The following is a 21,297-nucleotide window of genomic DNA, read 5'->3' as shown; positions in this document are numbered from 1 at the left end:
TTGATGCCGACCACGACGGTCTTCGCACGGAGACCGCAGCGGACATCGACCCCCGGAAGGGCGAGGCGAGCGACATGAGGATCGGCATCATCGGAGCGGGCAACATCGGCGGAAACCTCACCCGGCGCCTCACGGCCCTCGGGCACGACGTCTCCGCCGCCAACTCCCGCGGCCCGCACACCCTCACGGACCTGGCCGAGGAGACCGGCGCGACCCCGGTGCACGCCGGGGACGCAGCGCGCGGCGCCGAAGTCGTCGTCGTGACCATCCCGTTGAAGGCCGTACCGGACCTGCCGTCCGGCCTGTTCGACGAGGCGGCGGAGGGCGTCGCCGTCATCGACACCAACAACTACTACCCGCGGCAGCGCGACGGCAGGATCGCCGCCATCGAGGACGAGGGCCTCACCGAGAGCCGCTGGATCGAACGACAGCTCGGCCACCCGGTCGTCAAGGCCTTCAACGGCACGTACGCCCAGGACATCCTGGACCGCCACCGCCCGGCCGGCGCACCCGACCGGCTGGCCGTCCCCGTCGCCGGCGACGACGAGGCGGCCAAGCGGAAGGTCCGCGCCCTGATCGAGGAACTCGGCTTCGACACCGTCGACGCGGGCGGCATCGACGACTCCTGGCGCCAGCAGCCCGACACGCCGGTCTACGGCCTGCGGGCGGGCACCGAGGAGGTCACCAAGGCCCTGGCCGAAGCCTCCCCGACCCGCACCCCGGACTTCCGCGGCTGAGGTCTGCCGTCCGGATCGCCCCGGGGCTCGCGGGGTGATCCGGACCGCGGCCCTCGGCTAGGGTCTGTCGTTTGGATCATCCCGGGGTCGCGGGGTCCGGCACGCGCATCTGCGGCGTTGTCGTCGGTTGCCAACGCTCCGCTTTGTCGCCCCCCTCCGCCTTGCAGCTGCACGCACCGGACCCCGCTCGGGCCGGTCGATAGAACACCGCACCTCACAGCCGCGCTGATCCAAACGACAGACCCTAGGCGCCGCCGGCCCACTCCTTCAACGCCGACCTGCTGGAGAAGTCGGCGACGTTCTTGTCCAGCGGGTCGTCGGTGTACTGGTGGAAGCGCCACCTGGCCTTGATGCGGGGCTTGCCGGCGGTGACGTAGTCGGCGATCCACAGGCCGTCGCCGGCGTAGGACGTGGTGTCCACGTTCAGCCAGAAGTGCCGGTTGCAGTAGAGGACCACCCGGTTGTCCGGCCGCAGTTCCTTCACCTTGCGGATGAAGCGGTCCTTCTCGGAGTTGCTCGCGCGGGTGCCCTCGCCGGTGGTCTCCCAGTCGACGGCGAGGATGTCGCCCCGGCGGTCGGGGGCCTTGCTCACGAAGTACTCCGCCTGGGCGGTGAGGTTGCCCGGCCAGAGGAAGTGGTAGAAGCCGACCACCAGACCGGCGTCACGGGCCGTCTTCGTCTGGGCGGAGAGCTTGGGGTTGGTGTACGAACGGCCCTCCGTCGCCTTGATGAAGACGAAGGACAGCCCGTCGGTGTCGTACGAGGACGGCTGGTACGAGCTCACATCGATGCCACGCAGCATGCAGGCTCCCTGACGTGCCTGAGGGAGTGGGGAGTTGAAGGGTTCCTTCCCCGCCGGGACGCCGTCCACGCGTCGCCGGGCCCCTCACCCGAGGCGCTCGGTATCGGAGGCGACCGCGCAGAGGGCCCGCGGACCTCTGCGAAGGAGCGTGAGGCGCGCCCCGCACCGGATGTACCACCCGTACGTCTTCCGCGACCCGGCGTGGATCAAGGCGGACGTGCGCTGCGGCGGGACGCCGGCGCCGACGTGTGACGCACGGGACCGAAAGCGGCGCCCGGGACCCGGGCCCGCGCTTCCTGCGGGACCGCCAGGCGCGCCCGACGGCCGGTCCCGCGCCCGCGCACGCGCCGCCCCTGCGGGGCCCACGGGCCCCGCGGCCCGCGCTCAGCACTCGATGATGTTGACCGCCAGGCCCCCGCGCGCCGTCTCCTTGTACTTGACCGACATGTCGGCGCCGGTGTCCTTCATCGTCTTGATGACCTTGTCGAGGGACACCTTGTGGGAGCCGTCGCCGCGCATCGCCATCCGGGCCGCCGTGACCGCCTTCACCGCGGCCATGCCGTTGCGCTCGATGCACGGGATCTGCACCAGGCCGCCCACCGGATCGCAGGTCAGGCCCAGGTTGTGCTCCATACCGATCTCGGCGGCGTTCTCCACCTGCTCCGGGCTGCCGCCCAGCACCTCCGCGAGGGCGCCCGCCGCCATCGAGCAGGCCGAGCCGACCTCGCCCTGGCAGCCGACCTCGGCGCCGGAGATGGAGGCGTTCTCCTTGAAGAGCATGCCGATCGCGCCGGCGGCGAGCAGGAAGCGCACCACGCCCTCCTCGTCGGCGCCCGGGACGAAGTTGACGTAGTAGTGCAGGACGGCCGGGATGATGCCGGCCGCGCCGTTCGTCGGTGCCGTGACGACCCGGCCGCCGGCCGCGTTCTCCTCGTTCACGGCCATCGCGTACAGGGTGATCCACTCCATGGCCAGGGCCTGCGGGTCGCCCTCGGAGCGCAGCTTGCGGGCGGTGTTCGCGGCGCGGCGGCGCACCTTGAGGCCGCCGGGCAGGATGCCCTCGCGGGACATGCCGCGCGCCACGCACGCCTGCATCACCCGCCAGATCTCCAGCAGGCCCGCGCGGATCTCCTCCTCGCTCCGCCAGGCGCGCTCGTTCTCCAGCATCAGCGCGGAGATCGACAGGCCGGTCTCCTCGGTGAGGCGCAGCAGCTCGTCACCGGTGCGGAAGGGGTACTTCAGGACCGTGTCGTCGAGCTTGATGCGGTCCGCGCCCACCGCGTCCTCGTCCACGACGAAACCGCCGCCGACCGAGTAGTACGTCTTCGACAGGAGCTCCGTGCCCGCCGCGTCGTGGGCCCACAGGGTCATGCCGTTGGCGTGGTAGGGGAGGGCCTTGCGGCGGTGCAGCACCATGTCGTCGTCGAAGGTGAACGGGATCTCGTGCTCGCCGAGGAGGCGGATCCGGCCGGTCTCCTTGATCTTCTCCACCCGCTCGTCGGCCGACTCCACGTCCACCGTGCGGGGCGAGTCGCCCTCCAGGCCCAGCAGCACCGCCTTGGGCGTGCCGTGGCCGTGGCCGGTGGCGCCGAGGGAGCCGTAGAGCTCCGCGCGGACGGCGGCGACCGAGTCCAGCAGGTCCTCGTTGCGCAGCCGCCGGGCGAACATGCGGGCGGCGCGCATCGGGCCGACCGTGTGCGAGCTGGACGGGCCGATGCCGATCGAGAACAGATCGAAGACCGAGATGGCCACGGGAGGACTCCTAAGCGTGTGACGGACGGCGCTGTCCGCCGGGGAGGGGTGGTACGGGAAGGGCGCGGGAGGCGCGCGGCACGGAACGGGGCACCGCGCCCACTGACCCAGTGTGCGCGATGCCCCGGATGTCCGTACGAACGAAAGCGTACGGAATTACTTCAGACCGGGGTACAGCGGGTGCTTCTCGGCGAGAGCGGTCACCCGTGCCCGGAGGGCCGCGACGTCGTAGGACGGCTTGAGCGTCTCGGCGATCACGTCCGCGACCTCGGCGAAGTCCTCGGCGGTGAAGCCGCGGGTGGCCAGCGCGGGCGTGCCGATGCGCAGGCCCGAGGTGACCATCGGCGGGCGCGGGTCGTTCGGGATCGCGTTGCGGTTGACGGTGATGCCGACCTCGTGCAGACGGTCCTCGGCCTGCTGGCCGTCCAGCTCGGAGTTGCGCAGGTCGACCAGGACCAGGTGCACGTCCGTGCCGCCGGACAGCACGTCCACGCCGACCGCCTTGACGTCGTCCTTGACCAGGCGCTCGGCCAGGATGCGGGCGCCCTCCAGGGTGCGGCGCTGCCGCTCCTTGAAGTCCTCCGAGGCGGCGACCTTGAAGGCGACGGCCTTGGCCGCGACCACGTGCTCCAGCGGGCCGCCCTGCTGGCCCGGGAAGACCGCGGAGTTGATCTTCTTGGCCAGTTCGGCCGTGGAGAGGATCACACCGCCGCGCGGACCGCCGAGGGTCTTGTGCGTGGTGGTCGTCACGACGTGGGCGTGCGGCACCGGGTTCGGGTGCAGGCCCGCGGCCACCAGACCGGCGAAGTGCGCCATGTCGACCATGAGGTACGCGCCGACCTCGTCCGCGATCCGGCGGAACGCGGCGAAGTCCAGCCGGCGCGGGTACGCCGACCAGCCGGCGACGATCAGCTTCGGCTTGTTCTCCTTGGCGAGCCGCTCGACCTCGGCCATGTCGACCTGGCCGTCGTCGCCGACGTGGTAGGCGACGACGTTGTAGAGCTTGCCGGAGAAGTTGATCTTCATGCCGTGGGTCAGGTGCCCGCCGTGGGCGAGGTTCAGACCCATGATCGTGTCGCCGGGCTTGAGCAGCGCGAACATCGCGGCGGCGTTGGCCTGCGCGCCGGAGTGCGGCTGCACGTTGGCGTGCTCGGCGCCGAAGAGCTCCTTGACCCGGTCGATGGCGATCTGCTCGATCACGTCGACGTGCTCGCAGCCGCCGTAGTAGCGGCGGCCGGGGTAGCCCTCGGCGTACTTGTTGGTGAGGACCGAGCCCTGGGCCTCCATGACCGCGACCGGGGCGAAGTTCTCCGAGGCGATCATCTCGAGGGTGGACTGCTGGCGGTGCAGCTCGGCGTCGACCGCGGCGGCGACCGCCGGGTCGAGCTCGTGCAGGGGCGTGTTCAGAAGCGACATGCGGCTACGGCTCCTCAGCCAGCGACGTGGGCGTCGTACTCGTCTGCGGTCAGCAGGTCGGCCGGCTCGTCGGTGATCCGCACCTTGAACAGCCAGCCACCCTCGAAGGGGGCCGAGTTCACCAGGGACGGGTCGTTCACGACGTCCTCGTTGACCTCGGTGATCTCACCGCTGACCGGGGAGTAGAGGTCGCTGACCGACTTGGTCGACTCGAGCTCGCCGCAGGTCTCGCCCGCGGTCACGGCGGAACCGACCTCGGGGAGCTGGACGAAGACCACGTCGCCGAGCGCGTTGGCCGCGTGCTCCGTGATGCCGACCGTCGACACGCCGTCCTCGGCGGCCGACAGCCACTCGTGCTCCTTGCTGTAACGCAGCTGCTGGGGGTTGCTCATGGCTGGAATTCTCCTGTACGCGGGTGACTGCTGATGACGGGGGGACTGCGCGAAACGGGCGTGAGCAGGCAAGGACACGGCCGCGCCGGGTCCGGCTCCGACGCCGGGAGGCGGGCCCGGGGGCCGCTACGACGGTGTCACTTCTGCCGCTTGTAGAACGGCAGCGCCACGACGTCGTACGGCTCGTGGCTGCCGCGGATGTCCACGGCGACGCCCTCGGTGCCCGGCGCCGCGTGGGCCGCGTCGACGTACGCCATGGCGATCGGCTTGCCCAGCGTGGGCGAGGGGGCGCCGGAGGTGACCTCGCCGATCACCTCGCCGCCCGCGACGACCGCGTACCCGGCGCGCGGGACCCGGCGGCCCCGGGCGACCAGGCCGACCAGGACGCGCGGCGGCTCGGAGGCGGCGCGCTCGGCGGCCGCGGACAGCGCCGCGCGGCCCACGAAGTCGCCCTCCTTCTCGAACTTCACCACCCGGCCCAGACCGGCGTCGAAGGGCGTGAGGGAGGTGGTCAGCTCGTGCCCGTACAGCGGCATGCCCGCCTCCAGGCGCAGCGTGTCCCGGCAGGACAGCCCGCACGGGACCAGGCCCACGCCCTCGCCCGCCTTGGTCAGCGCCTGCCACAGCTCCACCGCGTGCTCCGGCTTCACGAACAGCTCGAAGCCGTCCTCGCCGGTGTAGCCGGTGCGGGCGATGAGGGCCGGGACGCCGGCGACGGTGCCGGGCAGGCCGGCGTAGTACTTCAGGCCGTCGAGGTCGGCGTCGGTGAGGGACTTCAGGATGCCGGGGGACTCGGGGCCCTGGACGGCGAGCAGCGCGTACGCGTCCCGGTCGTCGCGCACCTCGGCGTCGAAGCCGGCCGAGCGCTCCACCAGCGCGTCCAGCACCACCTGCGCGTTGGAGGCGTTGGCGACCACCATGTACTCGTGCTCGGCGAGCCGGTAGACGATCAGGTCGTCCAGGATGCCGCCGTCCTCGCGGCAGATCATGGTGTAGCGGGCGCGGCCCGGCTTCACACCGCCGATGTTGCCCACCAGGGCGAAGTCGAGGAGGGCGGCGGCCTGCGGGCCGGTGACCGTGATCTCGCCCATGTGCGAGAGGTCGAACAGGCCGGCCTTCGTGCGCACGGCGACGTGCTCGTCGCGCTCGGAGCCGTAGCGCAGGGGCATGTCCCAGCCGGCGAAGTCGGTCATCGTCGCGCCGAGCGAACGATGCAGGGCATCGAGCGCGGTCCGGCGGGGTGCGGTACTGCTCATCGGTCGGTCTCCCAAGGGATGACGGGCGAGGACGGTTCCTCCCCATCTGTCATCGGAACCTGAGAGGTTCGCCATGACCGCACGCGCGGCGCCGGTCAGGGCTTGCACCTTGGGTGGAGCCTGCGCAGCACGGCTGCGGCGGCCCGCTTTTCAGATGTGCCTCGCCCGCGCGGTAACGGGGCCTGAGAGATTCAAGGGAGGGACTTGCTCCTTCGGCGCCCCGGCGGCAAACGGTGCCGGGGACTCTCCCGCGCGGATTCAAACGGCCGGTATGCAGTTGGCGGGCACATCATTGCACGCATTGTGCGGGTGCGGCAGGGGGACCCTTCCCAGGGGATGCACGGGGTGTACGGGTGCGGTCACAGCAGGCTGTGACAGGCCTGTATCAGGAAACGGACGAAAAGAAGAGACACCCGGCATTACCTTCTCTTTACACTCAGTGGGGATCGGTATCCCGTACCTGGCCCCAGGGGAGGACGATCACGGTGAACAGGACCACGGCGTGCGCCACCACCACGGGTGTCACGCTGCCCGAGCAGTCGGCCGCTCAGGCCCGTAAGGCCAGCGGTGCGCTGCCGGCGCCCGTCGTCCGGGACCTGCGCGCGCGGGCCGGCCGCAGCCCGCGCGCCCTGGTCTTCGGGCCGCACGACGTCGTCGTGGTCACCGGCCTGCCCGGCAGCGGCAAGTCCACGCTGATGCGCCGTGCCGTGCACGGCGTCCGCGTGGACTCCCAGGACACCCGCGACCGCTGGGAGCGCCGCATGCCGCGCCTCCTGCCGTACGCCGTGTACCGCCCGCTGGTCCGCCTCGCCCACTACGCGGGGCTACGCCGCGCGCTGCGCGCCGGCGGAGGCGTCGTCGTCCACGACTGCGGCACCCAGGCCTGGGTGCGCCGCTGGCTGGCCCGCGAGGCCCGCCGCCGCGGCGCGAGCCTGCACCTGCTGCTGCTCGACGTCACCCCGCAGGAGGCGCTGGCCGGGCAGCGCGAGCGCGGGCGCGGCGTGTCCCGGTACGCCTTCCGGCGCCACCGCGCGGCGAGCGAGCGGCTGCTGCGCGCCGTGCAGCGCGGACGGATGCCGGCCGGCTGCGGTTCGGCGGTGCTGATCGACCGGGACGCGGCGAACACGCTGCGCCGCATCGCCTTCACCGGCTGACCTGGCCGAACGCGGTCCCCGGCGGCAGCGGTTAGCCTGTCCAGCCACAGCAGTGGTTCCAGGCAGGTGGTAGGCAGATGGACTTCCCGTCGGACATCCCGGCGCAGGCGCACCCCCATCCGCACGGTGGATGGCCCGGCAACGAGCTGGAGGAGGTGCTCTCCGCCTCCCTCGGCGTCCCCTCGGCCGGGGGCCGGATCGTCGAGGTGCTCGGCCGCAGCTTCGTCTGGGTGCCGCTGCCCAACGGCGGCGGCCCCGACAGCGGCCCGCTGGACCTGCCGACCATGGAGCTCGACGGCCAGGTGTACGTGCCGGTGTTCAGCTCCGAGGAGCAGTTCCGGCAGGCCGTCGGCTCCCACATGTCGTACACCGTCGCGCCCGCCGTGGAGTTCGCCCGCGGGCTGCCGCCGCAGGCCGGGATCGCGGTGAACCCGGGCGGCGTGGTCGGCATCCCGCTGCCGCCGCCGGCCGTGGCCGAGCTGTGCCGGGCCGGACGCACCCCGCTGGACGGCCCGGCCGCCGGCGGCCGGGTCCGCCTGTTCGAACCCGACTGGCAGGACGACCCGGTGGACTTCCTCGGCGCGGCCTCGGCGGAGTTCGCCGCCATCGGCGTGGTGACCAGCGCCCGCCGCTGCCTCGCCGCGATCGAGACGGCCGACCCCGTGCTCTTCGTCGGCGTGGAACTCTCCCAGTGGGAGGGCGACGCCCGGGCCCTGCCGCTGGACGCGCTGGGCCGCGCCCTGGGCCGCACACCGGTGCGGTGGCCGGTCAACCTGGTCCTGCTGGACGTGGCCCAGGACCCGGTGGGCGACTGGATGCGCAGCCACGTCCGCCCCTTCTACCAACACCAGTAGGGGCCGTCCCGGGCAGCCGCGCCGCGCACGCGCAGCGGCTGCCCGGGCGCGGGCGGCTTAAGCTAGGTTCATTGGCCGGCTGGTGTTGTACGGAGGGGCGATACAAGTGAGCGCTGGCACCGCGGCGGCCGGGCAGGTCGAGCACATGCTGCGCCAGGTGACGCCCGGGCGTTACGACGCCTACGAGGCATTGCTGCGCGCGCTCGCGACCCCCTCGTCCGGGCAGGTCTGGATGCTGCTGTGGCACGGCCAGGCCGGCTCCCCGGACGCCCAGTACGGGAACATGGAGGTCGGCGGCCACGGCTACGCCCCCTGCGTCACCTCCGCCCAGGAGTTGTCGGCCAGCGGCTGGAACCGGTCGTACGAGGTGGTCGACGGTCTCGAAGTGGCCCGCGCGCTCTACCCGGACCGCTACGGACTCTGGCTGAACCCGCACGCCCCGGGCGGCGGCGTCGGCATCCCCTGGCTGGACCTGCGCCGGATCGCGACCGGCCTGGACCGTCAGCCCGCCGGACCGCTGCGGCTGTCCGAACCGGCCATCGAGATCCCGCAGTTCTACGCCCTGCTCGCGCAGAACGCCCACCGCACTCCGGCCGTGCGGGCGCTGCGCCGCGCCTGGGTGCAGCCCGCGCTCGGCGCTCCGTACCTCGCCATCGGCCTGGACGTGTACGACACCTCCCCGGCCGCCGTCGACGCGGTGCGCGCGATGATGCAGCAGTCGCTCGGCGCGGTTCCCGACGGGCTGCCCGTGTCGACCGTCGCCATGTCCGACGAGCACGACCCGGTCGCGATGTGGCTGCGGGTCAACGCCCGTCCGTTCTACGACCGCGAGGCCCACGCCCCGGCTCCCGCGACCGCCCCCGCGGCCGGCTACGGATACCCGCCGGTGCAGCGGCACTGACCCGGCCTTTTCCCACCGCGAGGATCGCGGCGACGAAGTCCGCCCGCACCTCGGAGTTCTCACTCTGAGTGATCATTGTCCACGGAGTGGACACGGACGCGAGGACGGAGAGGCCGCTTTCGGTACGGCGTCGATTTCTTGCCACGTTCCGGATCGTGTGCGCTTAGCTATCACCGGTTGACTGCCTGTCACCTGCGGTTTCACTCGTTCTTCACGCGGGTCGGAGTCGCTCAACGGGCCCCGTGGGCACGCCGGATGTGTCCGCCACGTTAATTCCGAACGGCGGGGCGTCTGAACCATCCCTTATGTCAACTGTTCAGATCTCAGGTGGGTATCACCGCTATCCGGACTGTTCCTGACTGAGCGCGAACGTCTGTAGTGTTCGGCCGGTCAAGATGCATCCACATAGCGGACCCGGAGTGGCCCCAATATGCGCATAGTCAAGTCCCGAGCCGCTCGGGCGATCACGGCCGCGATTGCGGTCGGTCTGATCGCCACGGGCTGCTCCAGCGAGCGGGACAACAAGAGCAAGGGCGACGGCGACAAGGACACCTTCGTCTTCGCGGGTGCGGGTGACCCGGGTTCCCTGGACCCTGCCCTCGCCAGCGACGGTGAAACTTTCCGCGTGACGCGCCAGGCGTTCGAAGCGCTCCTCGAGCACGAGTCCGGCGGCACCAAGCTGGTCGGCGGCCTCGCCGAGACCTGGTCGAGCAACGACGAGGGCACGGTCTGGACCTTCAACCTCCGCAAGGGCGTGAAGTTCCACGACGGCGAGACGTTCAACGCCGCGGCCGTGTGCGCCAACTACGACCACTGGTTCAACTGGAAGGGCACCTACCAGTCCAGCGCGGTCTCCTACTACTGGCAGACCATCATGGGCGGCTTCGCGAAGAACGAGGACAAGGAGACGCCCAAGGCGAACTACAAGTCCTGCACCGCGAAGGACGAGCACACCGCCGTCATCGAGGTCAAGGAGCCCTCCGCCAACCTCCCCGGCGGTTTCTCCCTCCAGGCGCTGGCGATCCACTCGCCGAAGGCCCTCAAGGAGTACGAGAAGCAGGACGCGAGCGCCAAGGGCGACGCGATCACGTACCCCAAGTACAGCCAGGAGGCCGGCACGGTCGCCGGCACCGGCCCGTACAAGATCGTCAAGTGGAACAAGGGCAACAAGGAAGTCTCCCTCGAGCGCTTCGACGACTACTGGGGCGACAAGGCGAAGATCAAGAACCTCGTCTTCCGCACCATCGACACCGAGGAGGGCCGCCGCCAGGCGCTCCAGGCCGGTGACATCGACGGTTACGACCTGGTCGCCCCGGCCGACGTCAAGACCCTCGAGGAGCAGGGCTACGTCGTCCCGACCCGTGGCGTCTTCAACCTCTTCTACGTCGGCATGAGCCAGGGCGCCAACAAGGCCCTGAAGAAGAAGGAAGTCCGCCAGGCCATCGCGCAGGCGATCGACAAGGAGAACCTGGTCAAGACCCAGCTGCCCGAGGGCGGCAAGGTCGCGGACCAGTTCATGCCGGACACGATCGCGGGCTACTCCAAGAACGTCACGAAGTACCCGTTCGACACCGCCAAGGCCAAGGGCCTGCTGAAGAAGGCCGGTGAGGAGAACCTCGAGATCGAGTTCTGCTACCCGACCGAGGTCACCCGCCCGTACATGCCTGCCCCGCAGGACCTGTTCGAGTCGATGAAGGCCGACCTGGAGAAGGCCGGCATCAAGGTCAAGCCGAAGGCCATGAAGTGGGCCCCGGACTACATCGACGCCACCGAGGCGGGCTCCTGCGCCCTGCACATGCTCGGCTGGACCGGTGACTTCAACGACGGCTACAACTTCATCGGCACCTGGTTCGCCGGGTACGACAAGCAGTGGGGCTTCAAGAACGACAAGGTCTTCGACGCCGTGAACGCCGGCTCGAAGCTGGGCAAGGTCGAGGAGCGCGTCGCCGCCTACGAGAAGGCCAACGAGGCGATCATGGACTACCTGCCGGGTGTCCCGATCTCGTCCTCCCCGCCGGCCATCGCGTTCGCCAAGAACGTGAACCCGCCGAACGTCTCCCCCCTGACGCAGGAAGTCTTCGCCGAGACCTCCTTCAAGTAAGCGCAGGCGGCTGAAAAGCCGGAACGGGGGTTCCCGCCCGGTCGTCGCAACTCGGCGGCCGGGCGGGCCCATTCATGTAAGACACCACGTAAGAAAGGGGCATGCGGGGTGCTGCGTCTCGTCGTACGAAGACTGCTCCAGCTCATACCCACGCTGCTCGGCCTGTCGGTACTGCTCTTCCTCTGGCTCGACCGGCTGCCCGGCGGACCCGCCTCAGCGATCCTGGGGGAAAAGGCCACCGAGGCCGAAGTGGCACGCATCAACCGTGCACTCGGGCTGGACCAGCCCGTCTACGTCCAGTACTGGCGCTTCCTCAAGCGCATCGTCGAGCTCGACCTGGGCACCTCCACCCAGACCGGACAGCCGGTGTGGGACGAGTTCGTCCTGCGCTTCCCCGCGACCGTGGAGCTGTCCCTCCTGGCGATCCTCATCGCCGTGGCCGTCGGTGTCCCGCTCGGTTACTTCGCCGCCCGCAACCGCGGTGGCTGGCTCGACGTGACCGCCGTCTCCGGCTCGCTCGTCGGCATCTGCATCCCGGTCTTCTTCCTCGCGCTGATCCTCAAGGGCATCTTCGCGGTCAACCTCGGCATCTTCCCGAGCTACGGACGCCAGGACACCGGCATCGACGCCACCAGCGTGACCGGATTCGCCGTCCTCGACGGCGTCCTCACCGGCGAGTTCGACGCCTCCTGGGACGCGATCATGCACCTGATCCTGCCCGCCGTCGCCCTGGCCTCCATCCCGCTCGCGGTCATCGTGCGCATGACCCGCGCCAGCGTCCTCGAGGTGCAGGACGAGGACTACGTCCGCACCGCCGAGGCCAAGGGCCTCAAGCGCAGCGTCGTCCGCAGCCGGCACGTGCTGCGCAACGCGATGCTCCCCGTGGTGACCGCGGTCGGCCTGCTCACGGGCTCCCTGCTGTCCGGCGCGGTCCTCACCGAGTCCGTGTTCTCCTTCGGCGGCATCGGCTCCTTCATCCGGACCGCGATCGACGCCCGCGACTACCCCGTGCTCGTCGGGTTCATCATGTTCATCGCGATGGTGTACGTCCTGATCAACCTGCTGGTGGACCTGGCGTACAGCCTCATCGACCCGAGAGTGCGGGTGCACTGACGTGAGTGTCGCCACCAAGACAGACAAGATCCAGCGCCTCGCCGAACTGACCGCGGTCAAGGAGACCAGCACCGGCGCCAGCCTGTGGCGGGAGGCCTTCCGCCGTCTGCGGCGCAGCAAGATGGCGATCATCGGCGCGATCGTCATCGCCGTGTTCGTGGTCATCGCGATCGTCGGGCCGTACCTCACCCCCTACGCCCCGACCGCGCAGACCTGGCGCGGCGAAGTCTTCCCCAACCGGGGCCAGTTCGTCGGCCCGCGCGGGGACAACTGGTTCGGCCTGGACCACCTCGGCCGGGACATGTTCTCCCGCATGCTGGTCGGCGCCCGCCAGACGCTGCTCGTCGGCGTCGTCTCCACGCTGATCGGCCTGGCCGCCGGCTTCCTGATCGGCGGCGTCTCCGGTGCCTTCGCCACCCTCGGAGGCGAGTCCGGACGACGCGTCGACTCCGTCATCATGCGTTTCATCGACATGATGCTGGCGCTTCCCTCGCTGCTGCTGGCCGTGTCCATCGCCGCCGTGATGGGCCAGTCGCTGACCACCGTCATGATCGCCGTCGGTGTCGTCCAGGTGCCGGTGTTCGCCCGGCTGCTGCGCGGCGCCATGCTGGCGCAGGGCGGCGCGGACTACGTGCTCGCGGCCAAGTCCCTGGGCGTACGCAAGCGGCGCATCGTGATCTCGCAGATCGTCCCCAACTCGCTCAGCCCGGTGATCGTGCAGGCCACGCTCTCCCTGGCCACCGCGATCATCGAGGCGGCCGCCCTGTCCTACCTGGGCCTCGGCAACCCCGACCCGGCGATCCCCGAGTGGGGCGTCATGCTCGCCCAGGCGCAGCGCTTCTTCGACAACGCGCCGATGATGGCGGTCTATCCCGCCGTCGGCATCATCATCACCGCCCTCGGCTTCACCCTCCTCGGCGAGGCCATGCGGGAAGCCCTCGACCCGAAGCTGAGGGGCTGAACCACCATGTCTCTGCTCTCTGTCGACGAACTGACCGTCACCTTCGGCGGCCGCGGCCGCAAGGAGTCCCGGGCGGTCGACGGTGTCTCCTTCGAGGTCGACCAGGGCCAGGTCGTGGGCCTGGTCGGCGAGTCCGGCTGCGGGAAGTCCGTCACCTCGCTGGCCCTGATGGGCCTGCTGCCCCACAAGGGCGTGAAGGTCGGCGGCCGCGCCGAATTCGACGGCACGGACCTGTTCACCATGAGCGCGTCCGCCCGCCGCGACCTGCGCGGCAGCAAGATGGCGATGATCTTCCAGGATCCGCTGTCCAGCCTCAACCCGGTCGTCCCGGTCGGCGTGCAGGTCACCGAGATCCTGGAGCGCCACCGCAGGATGAAGGGCGAGGCCGCCCGCAAGGAGGCCGCGCACCTGCTGGACCGGGTCGGCATCCCGGACCCGACCCGGCGCCTCAAGGAGTACCCGCACCAGCTGTCCGGCGGCATGCGCCAGCGCGCGCTGATCGCCATGGCGGTGGCCTGCGCCCCGAGCCTGCTCATCGCCGACGAGCCGACCACGGCCCTCGACGTGACCATCCAGGCGCAGATCCTGGAACTGCTCAAGGAACTCGTGGACCAGGAGGGCACCGCCCTGCTGATGATCACCCACGACCTCGGGGTGGTCGCCGGCCTCTGCGACCAGGTCAACGTCCTCTACGCGGGCAAGGTCGTGGAGTCCGCGGGCCGTCGCGAGCTGTTCGCCCACCCCACCCACCCCTACGCGCACGGACTGCTGGGCTCCATCCCGCGTCTGGACGCGCCCCGGGGCGAATCCCTCAAGCCCATCCGCGGGTCCATCAACGACCGCATCGCCTGGGCCGACGGCTGCGCGTTCGCGCCCCGCTGCGACCGGTACGAGATGGCCTGCCTGACCGGCACGCCGCAGCTCACCGAGCCGCGCGCGGCCGGCCACCAGGCGCGGTGCGTCAACCCCGTACTCGTCGACGACGCGAAGGCCGAGGAGGTCCCCGCATGAGCCTGCTCGAACTGGACGGCGTCAAGGTCCACTTCCCGATCAAGAAGGGCCTCTTCTTCGACCGCACGGTCGGTCACGTCTACGCCGTGGACGGGATCTCTCTGAAGGTCGAGGCCGGCGAGACCTACGGCCTGGTCGGCGAGTCCGGCTGCGGCAAGACCACCCTGGGGCGGTCGGTGCTGCGGCTGGTGGACATCACCGAGGGCTCGGTCGTCCTGGACGGCACCGACCTGGCGAAGCTGCCCGGCGAGGAGATGCGCCGCTTCCGGCGCCGGCTCCAGATGGTCTTCCAGGACCCGTTGGGCTCGCTCAACCCCCGGCAGAACATCGAGTCGATCCTCTCCGAGGGCATGGTCGCCCACGGCATCGGCAAGGACCAGGAGGAGCGGCGGGAGAAGATCAAGGCGATCCTGGAGCGGGTCGGCCTGCCCTCCAACGCCCTCTCCCGCTACCCGCACGAGTTCTCCGGCGGCCAGCGCCAGCGCATCGGCATCGCCCGCGCGCTCGTCCTCGAACCGGACGTGATCATCTGCGACGAGCCGGTCTCCGCGCTCGACGTGTCGATCCAGGCGCAGGTCATCAACCTGCTGGAGGAGCTCCAGGAGGAGCTCGGCCTGACGTACGTGGTGATCGCGCACGACCTCGCCGTGGTCCGGCACATCTCCGACACGATCGGCGTGATGTACCTGGGTTCACTGGTCGAGGAGGCGCCGAGCGACGCGCTGTACGCCGAGCCGAAGCACCCGTACACCAAGGCCCTGATGTCGGCCGTGCCGGTGCCGGACCCGGAGGTGGAGGACAAGCGCGAGCGCATCCTGCTCACCGGTGACCTGCCCTCCCCGGCGAACCCGCCGAGCGGCTGCCGTTTCCACACGCGCTGCCCCTGGGCCCAGGCCGAGCGGTGCGCGACCGAACGGCCGCAGCTGCGGGACCTCGGCAGCGGCCACCGGGTGGCCTGCCACTACGCCGAGGAGATCGCGGCGGGCACGCTGAAGCGGACCACCGGTGAGGTGGTCTCCGCGACGCGCGAGGGCGTGGAGGACGCTCCGGCGGCGGAGGACGACGAGCCGGCGACGAAGACTCCGGCAGCGTCGGCGGCGGAGACCGAGGCGGAGGCGGACACCGCCGACGCCGCGAAGGCCGCACCTGTGGACGGGGCCGACGCCGGAGACGGTGCTGACGCCGGAGACGGTGCCGAGACCGTCGACAAGGCCGAAACCGTCGACGAGGCGGAGGCGGAGGCGGAGGCGGAGTCGACTGACGCCGCCGAGGCCGCCGAGAAGGCCGAGCCCGCCGTGTCCGCCGAGAAGGCCGAGAAGGCCGAGCAGTCGGAGGCTGCCGCGGAGACGGAGACGGAGACGGCAACCGAGACGGAGACGGAAACCGAGACGGAGACGGAGTCCAAGGCGGAGTCCGAGACGGCCGGGAAGGCCGACTCCGTGGACGAGGCCGCGTCCGCCGGTACGACGGAGGAGCCGCAGAAGGCCGTCTAGCCGCCTGCGACGAGCCCACCCCGCTCCCACTCGAACCCCTCGCCTTGCTTTGTAAGGCGAGGGGTTCTTGCTGGGTGAGAATGAAAGGGTGCTCCAGCAACTGTTCAGTCCGTCCGTCCTGCACACGCTCGACCTGATCGGCATCTTCGTCTTCGCGATCTCCGGCGCCCTGCTGGCCGTCCGCAAGAACTTCGACGTCTTCGGCATCGCCGTACTCGCCGAGGTCACCGCCCTGGGCGGCGGGCTCTTCCGTGACCTGGTCATCGGCGCGGTGCCGCCCGCCGCCTTCACGGACCTGGGGTACTTCGTCACCCCTCTGCTCGCCACGGGCCTGGTCTTCTTCCTCCACCCGCACGTGGAGCGCATCCAGACCGGCGTGAACGTCTTCGATGCCGCCGGTCTCGGCCTCTTCTGCGTGGTCGGCACCGTCAAGGCCCATGACTACGGCCTCGGCCTGACCGCCTCCGCCTGCCTGGGCCTGACCACCGCGGTCGGCGGCGGTGTGCTGCGCGACGTGCTCGCCAACGAGGTGCCCTCGCTGCTGCGCTGGGACCGCGACCTGTACGCCGTCCCGGCCGTCGTCGGCGCCACCATGGTCGCGCTGTGCATCCGGTTCGACGCCCTCACCCCGTTCACCAGCGTCCTCGCGGTGATCACCGCGTTCGTCCTGCGCCTGTGCGCGATGCGCTACCACTGGCGGGCGCCGCGCGCCTGGCACCGCCGGTCGGCCGTGGTGGAGGAGTAGAGGAGTAGGAAAGCAGAAGCGCGGGACGAGCGGGACGGGCAAGCCGTGGGGGAGGGGCAGGCCGAGCGGGAGGGGCAGGCCGAGCGGGACGAGCAAGGAAGGGCACGGGGAGCAAAGCTACCGCTTAGTATTATCGTCTTGTACTGTTCAGCCATGCCAGAAGCAGCCTCCGCCCAGCCCACCCGGGCCATCGACGGCGTCAGCGAGTTCGACCGCGACACCGCGGTCACCCGCCGGGAGCCCGGCGTCTACGACATCGACCTCTCCGCCGGCTGGACGATCATCAACGCCGTCAACGGCGGTTATCTCCTGGCCGTCCTGGGCCGCGCGCTCGCGGACGCCCTGCCGCACCCCGACCCGTTCACCGTCTCCGCGCACTATCTGACCGCCTCCCAGCCCGGCCCGGCGGTCGTCCGCACGGAGACCGTCCGCACCGGCCGGACCCTGTCGACCGGCCAGGCGTCCCTGTTCCAGCTCGACGAACAGGGCCAGGAGGTCGAGCGCATTCGCGTCCTCGCCTCCTACGGCGACCTCGACTCCCTCCCCGAGGACGTCCGTACGACGGCCAAGCCGCCCGCGATGCCGCCGATGGAGCAGTGCTTCGGCCCCGAGGACGGCCCCGCCCCCGTCGACGGCAGCACCGCCATCACCGAACGCCTGATGCTCAAGCTGGACCCGTCGACCCTCGGCTGGGCGCTCGGACAGCCCTCCGGCAAGGGCGAGATACGCGGCTGGTTCGGACTCGCCGACGGCCGGGACCCGGACCCGTTCTCGCTGCTCCTCGCGGTGGACGCGCTGCCGCCCACCGCCTTCGACCTGGGCCTGTCCGGCTGGGTCCCCACGGTGGAGCTGACCGTCCACGTCCGCTGCCGTCCCGCCCCGGGCCCCCTGCGCGTCTCGATCACCACCCGCAACCTCGCCGGCGGCTTCCTGGAGGAGGACGCCGAGGTCTGGGACAGTGACGACCGCCTGGTCGCCCAGTCCCGCCAGCTCGCCCGCGCCCGCCTCGCCTGACGCGGCCCGCGCCCGCCTGACCGGACGCCCGCGCCCGCCTCGCCTGACGCGGCCCGCGCCCGCCCGACCGGACGCCCGCGCCCGCCTTGCCTGACGCGGCCCGCGCTCGCCCGACCGGACGCCCGCGCCCGCCTTGCCTGACGCGGCCCGCGCCCGCCTGACCGGACGCCCGCGCCCGACCCGGCACCACGACGGCCGCCCCGCTTGAGGGGCGGCCGTCGTCATGTCCCCGGCGTGTCCCCGGCCGGCGCCCGGGACGGCCCGTCGACGTCCAGCCAGTGCCTGCGGCCGATGCCGATCAGCCGCAGCTGCCGGGCCGCCAGCCGGGACACCCGCTCCCGCTCCGCCGGTGCGGTCGCCGGGGCCTCCAGGAAGAGCGAGGCCGTGACCAGCATCTGGTCGACGTAGAGCTGGGCCAGCATCAACAGGTCGTCCTCGCTCCAGCCCGCCGACCGGGGATCCTCGGCCAGCCCCTGCCCGACCTCGGCGGTGAACCGGGCCAGCTGGTCCTGTATCGCCTCCCGGACCGGCCGGACGCCGCCGTGCCGTTCCCGGGCGACGAAGCGGACGTGTGCGGGATGGGCGTCGACGTGCGAGGCGATCAGCCCGATGGCCCGCGCGATCCGCTCCTCGCCGTCGTCGGTCGTGGACACCGTCGTATGGATCATCGGGTGCAGACTGCCCAGCGCCTCCTCGACCAGCGCCACACCCAGGTCCTCCACCGAACGGAAGTGCCGGTAGAAGGCGGTCGGCGCGATCCCCGCGGCCCGGGTGACCTCACGCAGGCCCAGGCTGCTCAGGCTCTGCCCCTCGAGCAGTTCCAGCGCCGCGTCGAGCAGTGCCTGCCGGGTCTTCAGTTTCTGCGCCTGCCGGACGCCGAGGGTGTGACTCATGCCATGCAGTCAACAACTGTTCTCCGAAATGGGGAAGTCGCGAAGGCGCGTTAGACTGGTGAGTCAGTGAACAACTGTTACATCAAGCGTTCACCGAAAGCTGGGGGATCCGACTCATGCTGTTCCTCGTCGTCGCACTGCTGCTGCTCGGTGTCGTCCTCGGCACCGTCGCCCACGCGCCGCTCTCCTTCTCCGTCGCCGCGGGCACCGTCATCGCCGTCTGGCTCGCCGTCTTCGCCCTGCGCGAGCGCCACCGCCGCCGACGCGCCACCTCCGCGCGCTGACCGGACCGGACCGCACGACCACCTCCGACCGAGGGAGCCGATCACCATGCACCTGACCGCACCGGCCGGCCGCCGTACCGGCATCCACGACGCCGACGGGATGGCCGTCGCGTCCTTCGTCCTGGGACTGCTGGGCCTGCTCGTCCTCAACGTCTTCCTCGGCCCGGCGGCCGTCGTCCTGGCGGCGGTGGCACTGGGACGGGGCACCGCCCGGCGCGGCCGCGCCCTCCTCGGCCTCGGGCTCGGCGTCGCCGACCTCCTCGTCCTCGCGGTGTTCATGCAGGCGGACGGCACGATCTCGTGGAGCTTCTGAGCGGGCATCCTCGTGGGGCCGGCGCGCGGGCGTCGCATCCCGGCCAACCGGGGCCCGGGGCCGGTGCGCCGGGCCCCGTAGAATCGGCCCCACCATGGCTTACCTCGACCACGCCGCGACCACCCCGATGCTCCCCGAGGCAGTCGAGGCACTCACCGCGCACCTGGGCGTCACCGGCAACGCCTCCTCCCTCCACGCGGCCGGCCGCCGCGCCCGGCGCACCGTCGAGGAGGCCCGCGAGACCCTCGCCGAGGCCCTCGGCGCCCGCCCCAGCGAGATCGTCCTCACCTCGGGCGGCACCGAGGCCGACAACCTCGCCGTGAAGGGCCTGTACTGGTCCCGCCGCGACGCGGACCCGGCCCGCACCCGGGTCCTCAGCAGCCCCGTGGAGCACCACGCCGTGCTCGACGCCGTCCACTGGCTCGGCGAGCACGAGGGCGCCACCGTCGAGTACCTGCCGGTCGACTCCCACGGCCGGGTCCACCCGGACGCCCTGCGCGAGGCCATCGCCCGCAACCCCGACGACGTCGCCCTCGCCACGATCATGTGGGCCAACAACGAGATCGGGACAATTCTGCCGGTCCGTGAACTCGCCGACGTCGCCGCCGAGTTCGGCGTTCCGCTGCACTCCGACGCGGTCCAGGCCCTCGGCCAGATCCCGGTGGACTTCGCCGCGTCCGGGCTCGCCGCCATGACCGTGACCGGCCACAAGATCGGCGGCCCCTACGGCATCGGCGCACTGGTCCTCGGCCGCGAGTACACGCCCGTGCCCGTCCTGCACGGCGGCGGCCAGGAACGCCACGTCCGCTCCGGCACCCTCGACGTGCCCGCCATCGCCTCCTTCGCGACCGCGGGCCGGCTCGCCGCCCAGCAGCAGCAGTGGTTCGCCCGCGAGATCGGCAGCCTGCGCGACGAACTCGTCGCCGCCGTCCGCGAGGCCGTCCCGGACGCCGTCCTCGGCGGCGACCCCGACCCCGCCGGCCGGCTCCCCGCCAATGCCCACTTCACCTTCCCCGGCTGCGAGGGCGACTCGCTGCTGCTCCTCCTCGACGCCCAGGGCATCGAGTGCTCCACCGGTTCCGCCTGCACCGCCGGCGTCGCCCAGCCCAGCCACGTCCTCCTGGCCACCGGCACCGACCCCGACCTCGCCCGCGGCACCCTCCGCTTCTCCCTCGGCCACACCTCCACCGAGGCCGACGTAGCAGCCCTGGCCAAGGCCATCGGCCCCGCAGTCGAACGCGCCCGCGCAGCCGGCCTGACCTGACGCCTCGCACCGTTGACCCGCCGCGCGGATCCGGTGCGCCGCCCGGGCGGCGGACGGTCTGCCGCCTGCGGTCGATGCCCGGGAAGCCCTGCCCGGAAGGGCTCATGGCCCCGGCACTTCAGCCGCCGTTTTGGCGGTGGGTAGCCTGACCGCAGCAGAGGTCGGATCTAGTCGAGGGAGCGGTCGTGGAGCGTTCGACACATTCCGGAACGGACGCAGCGGGCTCGTACGGCCGGGCGGTGGATTACCAGGAGAAGCTGCCGCGACGCTGGACGATCATCACCATCGCGGTTGTGGCCGGCTGGCTCGCGTACCAGGGCAGCATCCTACTTCCCGAAGACAGCACGGTCTGGTTCGTCATGCTCGGCCTGTCGGCGCTTCTCGTGCTCGTCTTCAACGCTGTGCCGCTCTCCAAGCGCATCTACCACCGAATCCGTCTCACGGATGGGCAGTTGACTGTGGGACGAGAGACGATTGCTGTGGACTCGTTGACGGCCGAGTCGATTCGGCAGGCTCGAGCGCAGCCCACGGATGCGGAGTTCGTCGCATCCCTGGCCGGGCGGTCGCGTGAGGAGCTTGCCGAGCTGCAGCGCAGGAGCCGTGAGACCAGGTCCCCCCGTCTCGTAGGGGGCGGATGGTCGGTGCCGATGGGAATGGACCAGATCGTGGTCGACACCGTGCAGGGCGACTCGCTGCTGATCGCCACCCACGATCGCGAAGCCCTGTTGGAGGCATTGGCGCGGGCCCGCCAGGTCTGATCCGCGGGAGCCGGTCAACTTCGAGGACCAGTTGCGGCCTCGGTACTGTACGAGTGCCTGTGCTGCCGCTCTCCTGGAGAGAG

At 71.1% G+C, this 21,297-nt stretch carries 20 protein-coding genes, 1 pseudogene and 2 riboswitches; of the genes and pseudogenes, 15 read left to right on the top strand and 6 right to left on the bottom strand.

All coding sequences use genetic code 11. The features are described from left to right. Positions 1 to 8: 8 nt before the first annotated feature. Positions 9 to 737 (top strand): annotated as a pseudogene (locus FGW31_RS10005) (NADPH-dependent F420 reductase); the annotation flags it as partial. A gap of 244 nt (positions 738 to 981) precedes the next feature. Here FGW31_RS10005 and FGW31_RS09995 read toward each other — a convergent pair. The 5 genes from FGW31_RS09995 to gcvT form a co-directional block, all read right to left on the bottom strand. Next, positions 982 to 1,539 (bottom strand): glycoside hydrolase family 25 protein, encoded by a 558-nt coding sequence (locus FGW31_RS09995; RefSeq protein ID WP_142193030.1) that lies wholly within the window; start codon positions 1,537 to 1,539, stop codon positions 982 to 984. A 384-nt stretch (positions 1,540 to 1,923) separates the two neighbouring features. After that, positions 1,924 to 3,291, bottom strand: coding sequence for an L-serine ammonia-lyase (locus tag FGW31_RS09990; protein WP_142193029.1), 1,368 nt, complete (start codon positions 3,289 to 3,291; stop codon positions 1,924 to 1,926). A 156-nt stretch (positions 3,292 to 3,447) separates the two neighbouring features. Beyond that, entirely contained in the window at positions 3,448 to 4,707 is a 1,260-nt protein-coding gene (glyA, locus tag FGW31_RS09985; protein WP_142193028.1) for a serine hydroxymethyltransferase, read from the bottom strand. A gap of 14 nt (positions 4,708 to 4,721) precedes the next feature. Then, entirely contained in the window at positions 4,722 to 5,099 is a 378-nt protein-coding gene (gene gcvH, locus FGW31_RS09980; protein ID WP_142193027.1) for a glycine cleavage system protein GcvH, read from the bottom strand. A 137-nt stretch (positions 5,100 to 5,236) separates the two neighbouring features. Next, positions 5,237 to 6,355: a glycine cleavage system aminomethyltransferase GcvT gene (gene gcvT / locus FGW31_RS09975; RefSeq protein WP_142193026.1), complete on the bottom strand. Its 1,119-nt coding sequence runs from the start codon at positions 6,353 to 6,355 to the stop codon at positions 5,237 to 5,239. Between the two features lie 36 nt (positions 6,356 to 6,391). Continuing rightward, positions 6,392 to 6,515: riboswitch (glycine riboswitch) on the bottom strand. Beyond that, a riboswitch (glycine riboswitch) is annotated at positions 6,516 to 6,616 on the bottom strand. It lies immediately after the preceding riboswitch. 224 nt (positions 6,617 to 6,840) lie between these two features. Between gcvT and FGW31_RS09970 the strand changes: the two genes are divergently transcribed. The 10 genes from FGW31_RS09970 (at position 6,841) to FGW31_RS09925 (ending at position 17,702) form a co-directional block, all read left to right on the top strand. Then, complete coding sequence (locus FGW31_RS09970; protein WP_142193025.1) at positions 6,841 to 7,509, top strand: AAA family ATPase; 669 nt, start codon at positions 6,841 to 6,843, stop codon at positions 7,507 to 7,509. Positions 7,510 to 7,586: 77 nt separating this feature from the next. Further along, complete coding sequence (locus FGW31_RS09965) at positions 7,587 to 8,363, top strand: enhanced serine sensitivity protein SseB (RefSeq protein ID WP_142193024.1); 777 nt, start codon at positions 7,587 to 7,589, stop codon at positions 8,361 to 8,363. Positions 8,364 to 8,469: 106 nt separating this feature from the next. Next, positions 8,470 to 9,264, top strand: a complete 795-nt coding sequence (locus tag FGW31_RS09960) for an enhanced serine sensitivity protein SseB C-terminal domain-containing protein (RefSeq protein WP_233288571.1) — start codon at positions 8,470 to 8,472, stop codon at positions 9,262 to 9,264. Positions 9,265 to 9,694: 430 nt separating this feature from the next. Then, positions 9,695 to 11,365 (top strand): ABC transporter substrate-binding protein, encoded by a 1,671-nt coding sequence (locus tag FGW31_RS09955; protein ID WP_142193023.1) that lies wholly within the window; start codon positions 9,695 to 9,697, stop codon positions 11,363 to 11,365. A 108-nt stretch (positions 11,366 to 11,473) separates the two neighbouring features. Next, entirely contained in the window at positions 11,474 to 12,478 is a 1,005-nt protein-coding gene (locus FGW31_RS09950) for an ABC transporter permease (RefSeq protein ID WP_142193022.1), read from the top strand. 1 nt (position 12,479) lies between these two features. Beyond that, positions 12,480 to 13,439, top strand: coding sequence for an ABC transporter permease (locus FGW31_RS09945; RefSeq protein ID WP_142193021.1), 960 nt, complete (start codon positions 12,480 to 12,482; stop codon positions 13,437 to 13,439). Positions 13,440 to 13,445: 6 nt separating this feature from the next. Further along, positions 13,446 to 14,450 (top strand): ABC transporter ATP-binding protein, encoded by a 1,005-nt coding sequence (locus FGW31_RS09940; RefSeq protein ID WP_142193020.1) that lies wholly within the window; start codon positions 13,446 to 13,448, stop codon positions 14,448 to 14,450. Next, complete coding sequence (locus tag FGW31_RS09935) at positions 14,447 to 15,943, top strand: ABC transporter ATP-binding protein (protein ID WP_142193019.1); 1,497 nt, start codon at positions 14,447 to 14,449, stop codon at positions 15,941 to 15,943. The genes FGW31_RS09940 and FGW31_RS09935 overlap by 4 nt, the downstream gene beginning before the upstream one ends. An 88-nt stretch (positions 15,944 to 16,031) precedes the next feature. Beyond that, a complete protein-coding gene (locus FGW31_RS09930) occupies positions 16,032 to 16,688 on the top strand; it encodes a trimeric intracellular cation channel family protein (RefSeq protein ID WP_142193018.1) in 657 nt (218 codons plus the stop codon). Between the two features lie 153 nt (positions 16,689 to 16,841). Then, positions 16,842 to 17,702 carry a thioesterase family protein gene (locus FGW31_RS09925; RefSeq protein ID WP_142193017.1) on the top strand — a complete coding sequence of 287 codons (861 nt, stop codon included), beginning with the start codon at positions 16,842 to 16,844 and terminating at the stop codon, positions 17,700 to 17,702. Positions 17,703 to 17,923: 221 nt separating this feature from the next. Here the strand turns inward: FGW31_RS09925 and FGW31_RS09920 are convergent, their stop codons facing one another. Then, positions 17,924 to 18,595, bottom strand: coding sequence for a TetR family transcriptional regulator (locus FGW31_RS09920; protein WP_142193016.1), 672 nt, complete (start codon positions 18,593 to 18,595; stop codon positions 17,924 to 17,926). 116 nt (positions 18,596 to 18,711) lie between these two features. On the opposite strand from FGW31_RS09920, the gene FGW31_RS09915 reads away from it, so the two are divergent. The 4 genes from FGW31_RS09915 (at position 18,712) to FGW31_RS09900 (ending at position 21,214) form a co-directional block, all read left to right on the top strand. Further along, positions 18,712 to 18,879, top strand: a complete 168-nt coding sequence (locus tag FGW31_RS09915; protein ID WP_142193015.1) for a hypothetical protein — start codon at positions 18,712 to 18,714, stop codon at positions 18,877 to 18,879. Between the two features lie 46 nt (positions 18,880 to 18,925). Further along, a complete protein-coding gene (locus tag FGW31_RS09910) occupies positions 18,926 to 19,192 on the top strand; it encodes a DUF4190 domain-containing protein (protein WP_142193014.1) in 267 nt (88 codons plus the stop codon). Positions 19,193 to 19,286: 94 nt separating this feature from the next. Beyond that, the gene (locus FGW31_RS09905; protein ID WP_142193013.1) at positions 19,287 to 20,456 is read left to right on the top strand and encodes a cysteine desulfurase family protein; all 1,170 of its coding nucleotides are present in this window, start codon (positions 19,287 to 19,289) and stop codon (positions 20,454 to 20,456) included. Positions 20,457 to 20,641: 185 nt separating this feature from the next. Continuing rightward, positions 20,642 to 21,214: a hypothetical protein gene (locus tag FGW31_RS09900; protein WP_142193012.1), complete on the top strand. Its 573-nt coding sequence runs from the start codon at positions 20,642 to 20,644 to the stop codon at positions 21,212 to 21,214. Positions 21,215 to 21,297 lie beyond the last annotated feature (83 nt).

The sequence above is a fragment of the Streptomyces calvus genome (assembly GCF_006782915.1).
In the GTDB taxonomy this organism is placed as follows: Bacteria; Actinomycetota; Actinomycetes; order Streptomycetales; family Streptomycetaceae; genus Streptomyces; species Streptomyces calvus.
The sequence above is the reverse complement of the archived record's forward strand: the minus strand, read 5'-3'. Positions and strand labels throughout refer to the sequence as shown.

What these genes read in the sequence shown, in the direction of transcription:
- FGW31_RS09995 (WP_142193030.1), bottom strand. Translation starts at nt 1,539, where the DNA reads ATGCTGCGTGGCATCGATGTGAGCTCGTACCAGCCGTCCTCGTACGAC.
- glyA (WP_142193028.1), bottom strand. Translation starts at nt 4,707, where the DNA reads ATGTCGCTTCTGAACACGCCCCTGCACGAGCTCGACCCGGCGGTCGCC.
- gcvH (WP_142193027.1), bottom strand. Translation starts at nt 5,099, where the DNA reads ATGAGCAACCCCCAGCAGCTGCGTTACAGCAAGGAGCACGAGTGGCTG.
- gcvT (WP_142193026.1), bottom strand. Translation starts at nt 6,355, where the DNA reads ATGAGCAGTACCGCACCCCGCCGGACCGCGCTCGATGCCCTGCATCGT.
- FGW31_RS09965 (WP_142193024.1), top strand. Translation starts at nt 7,587, where the DNA reads ATGGACTTCCCGTCGGACATCCCGGCGCAGGCGCACCCCCATCCGCAC.
- FGW31_RS09955 (WP_142193023.1), top strand. Translation starts at nt 9,695, where the DNA reads ATGCGCATAGTCAAGTCCCGAGCCGCTCGGGCGATCACGGCCGCGATT.
- FGW31_RS09940 (WP_142193020.1), top strand. Translation starts at nt 13,446, where the DNA reads ATGTCTCTGCTCTCTGTCGACGAACTGACCGTCACCTTCGGCGGCCGC.
- FGW31_RS09935 (WP_142193019.1), top strand. Translation starts at nt 14,447, where the DNA reads ATGAGCCTGCTCGAACTGGACGGCGTCAAGGTCCACTTCCCGATCAAG.
- FGW31_RS09925 (WP_142193017.1), top strand. Translation starts at nt 16,842, where the DNA reads ATGCCAGAAGCAGCCTCCGCCCAGCCCACCCGGGCCATCGACGGCGTC.
- FGW31_RS09920 (WP_142193016.1), bottom strand. Translation starts at nt 18,595, where the DNA reads ATGAGTCACACCCTCGGCGTCCGGCAGGCGCAGAAACTGAAGACCCGG.
- FGW31_RS09915 (WP_142193015.1), top strand. Translation starts at nt 18,712, where the DNA reads ATGCTGTTCCTCGTCGTCGCACTGCTGCTGCTCGGTGTCGTCCTCGGC.
- FGW31_RS09910 (WP_142193014.1), top strand. Translation starts at nt 18,926, where the DNA reads ATGCACCTGACCGCACCGGCCGGCCGCCGTACCGGCATCCACGACGCC.
- FGW31_RS09905 (WP_142193013.1), top strand. Translation starts at nt 19,287, where the DNA reads ATGGCTTACCTCGACCACGCCGCGACCACCCCGATGCTCCCCGAGGCA.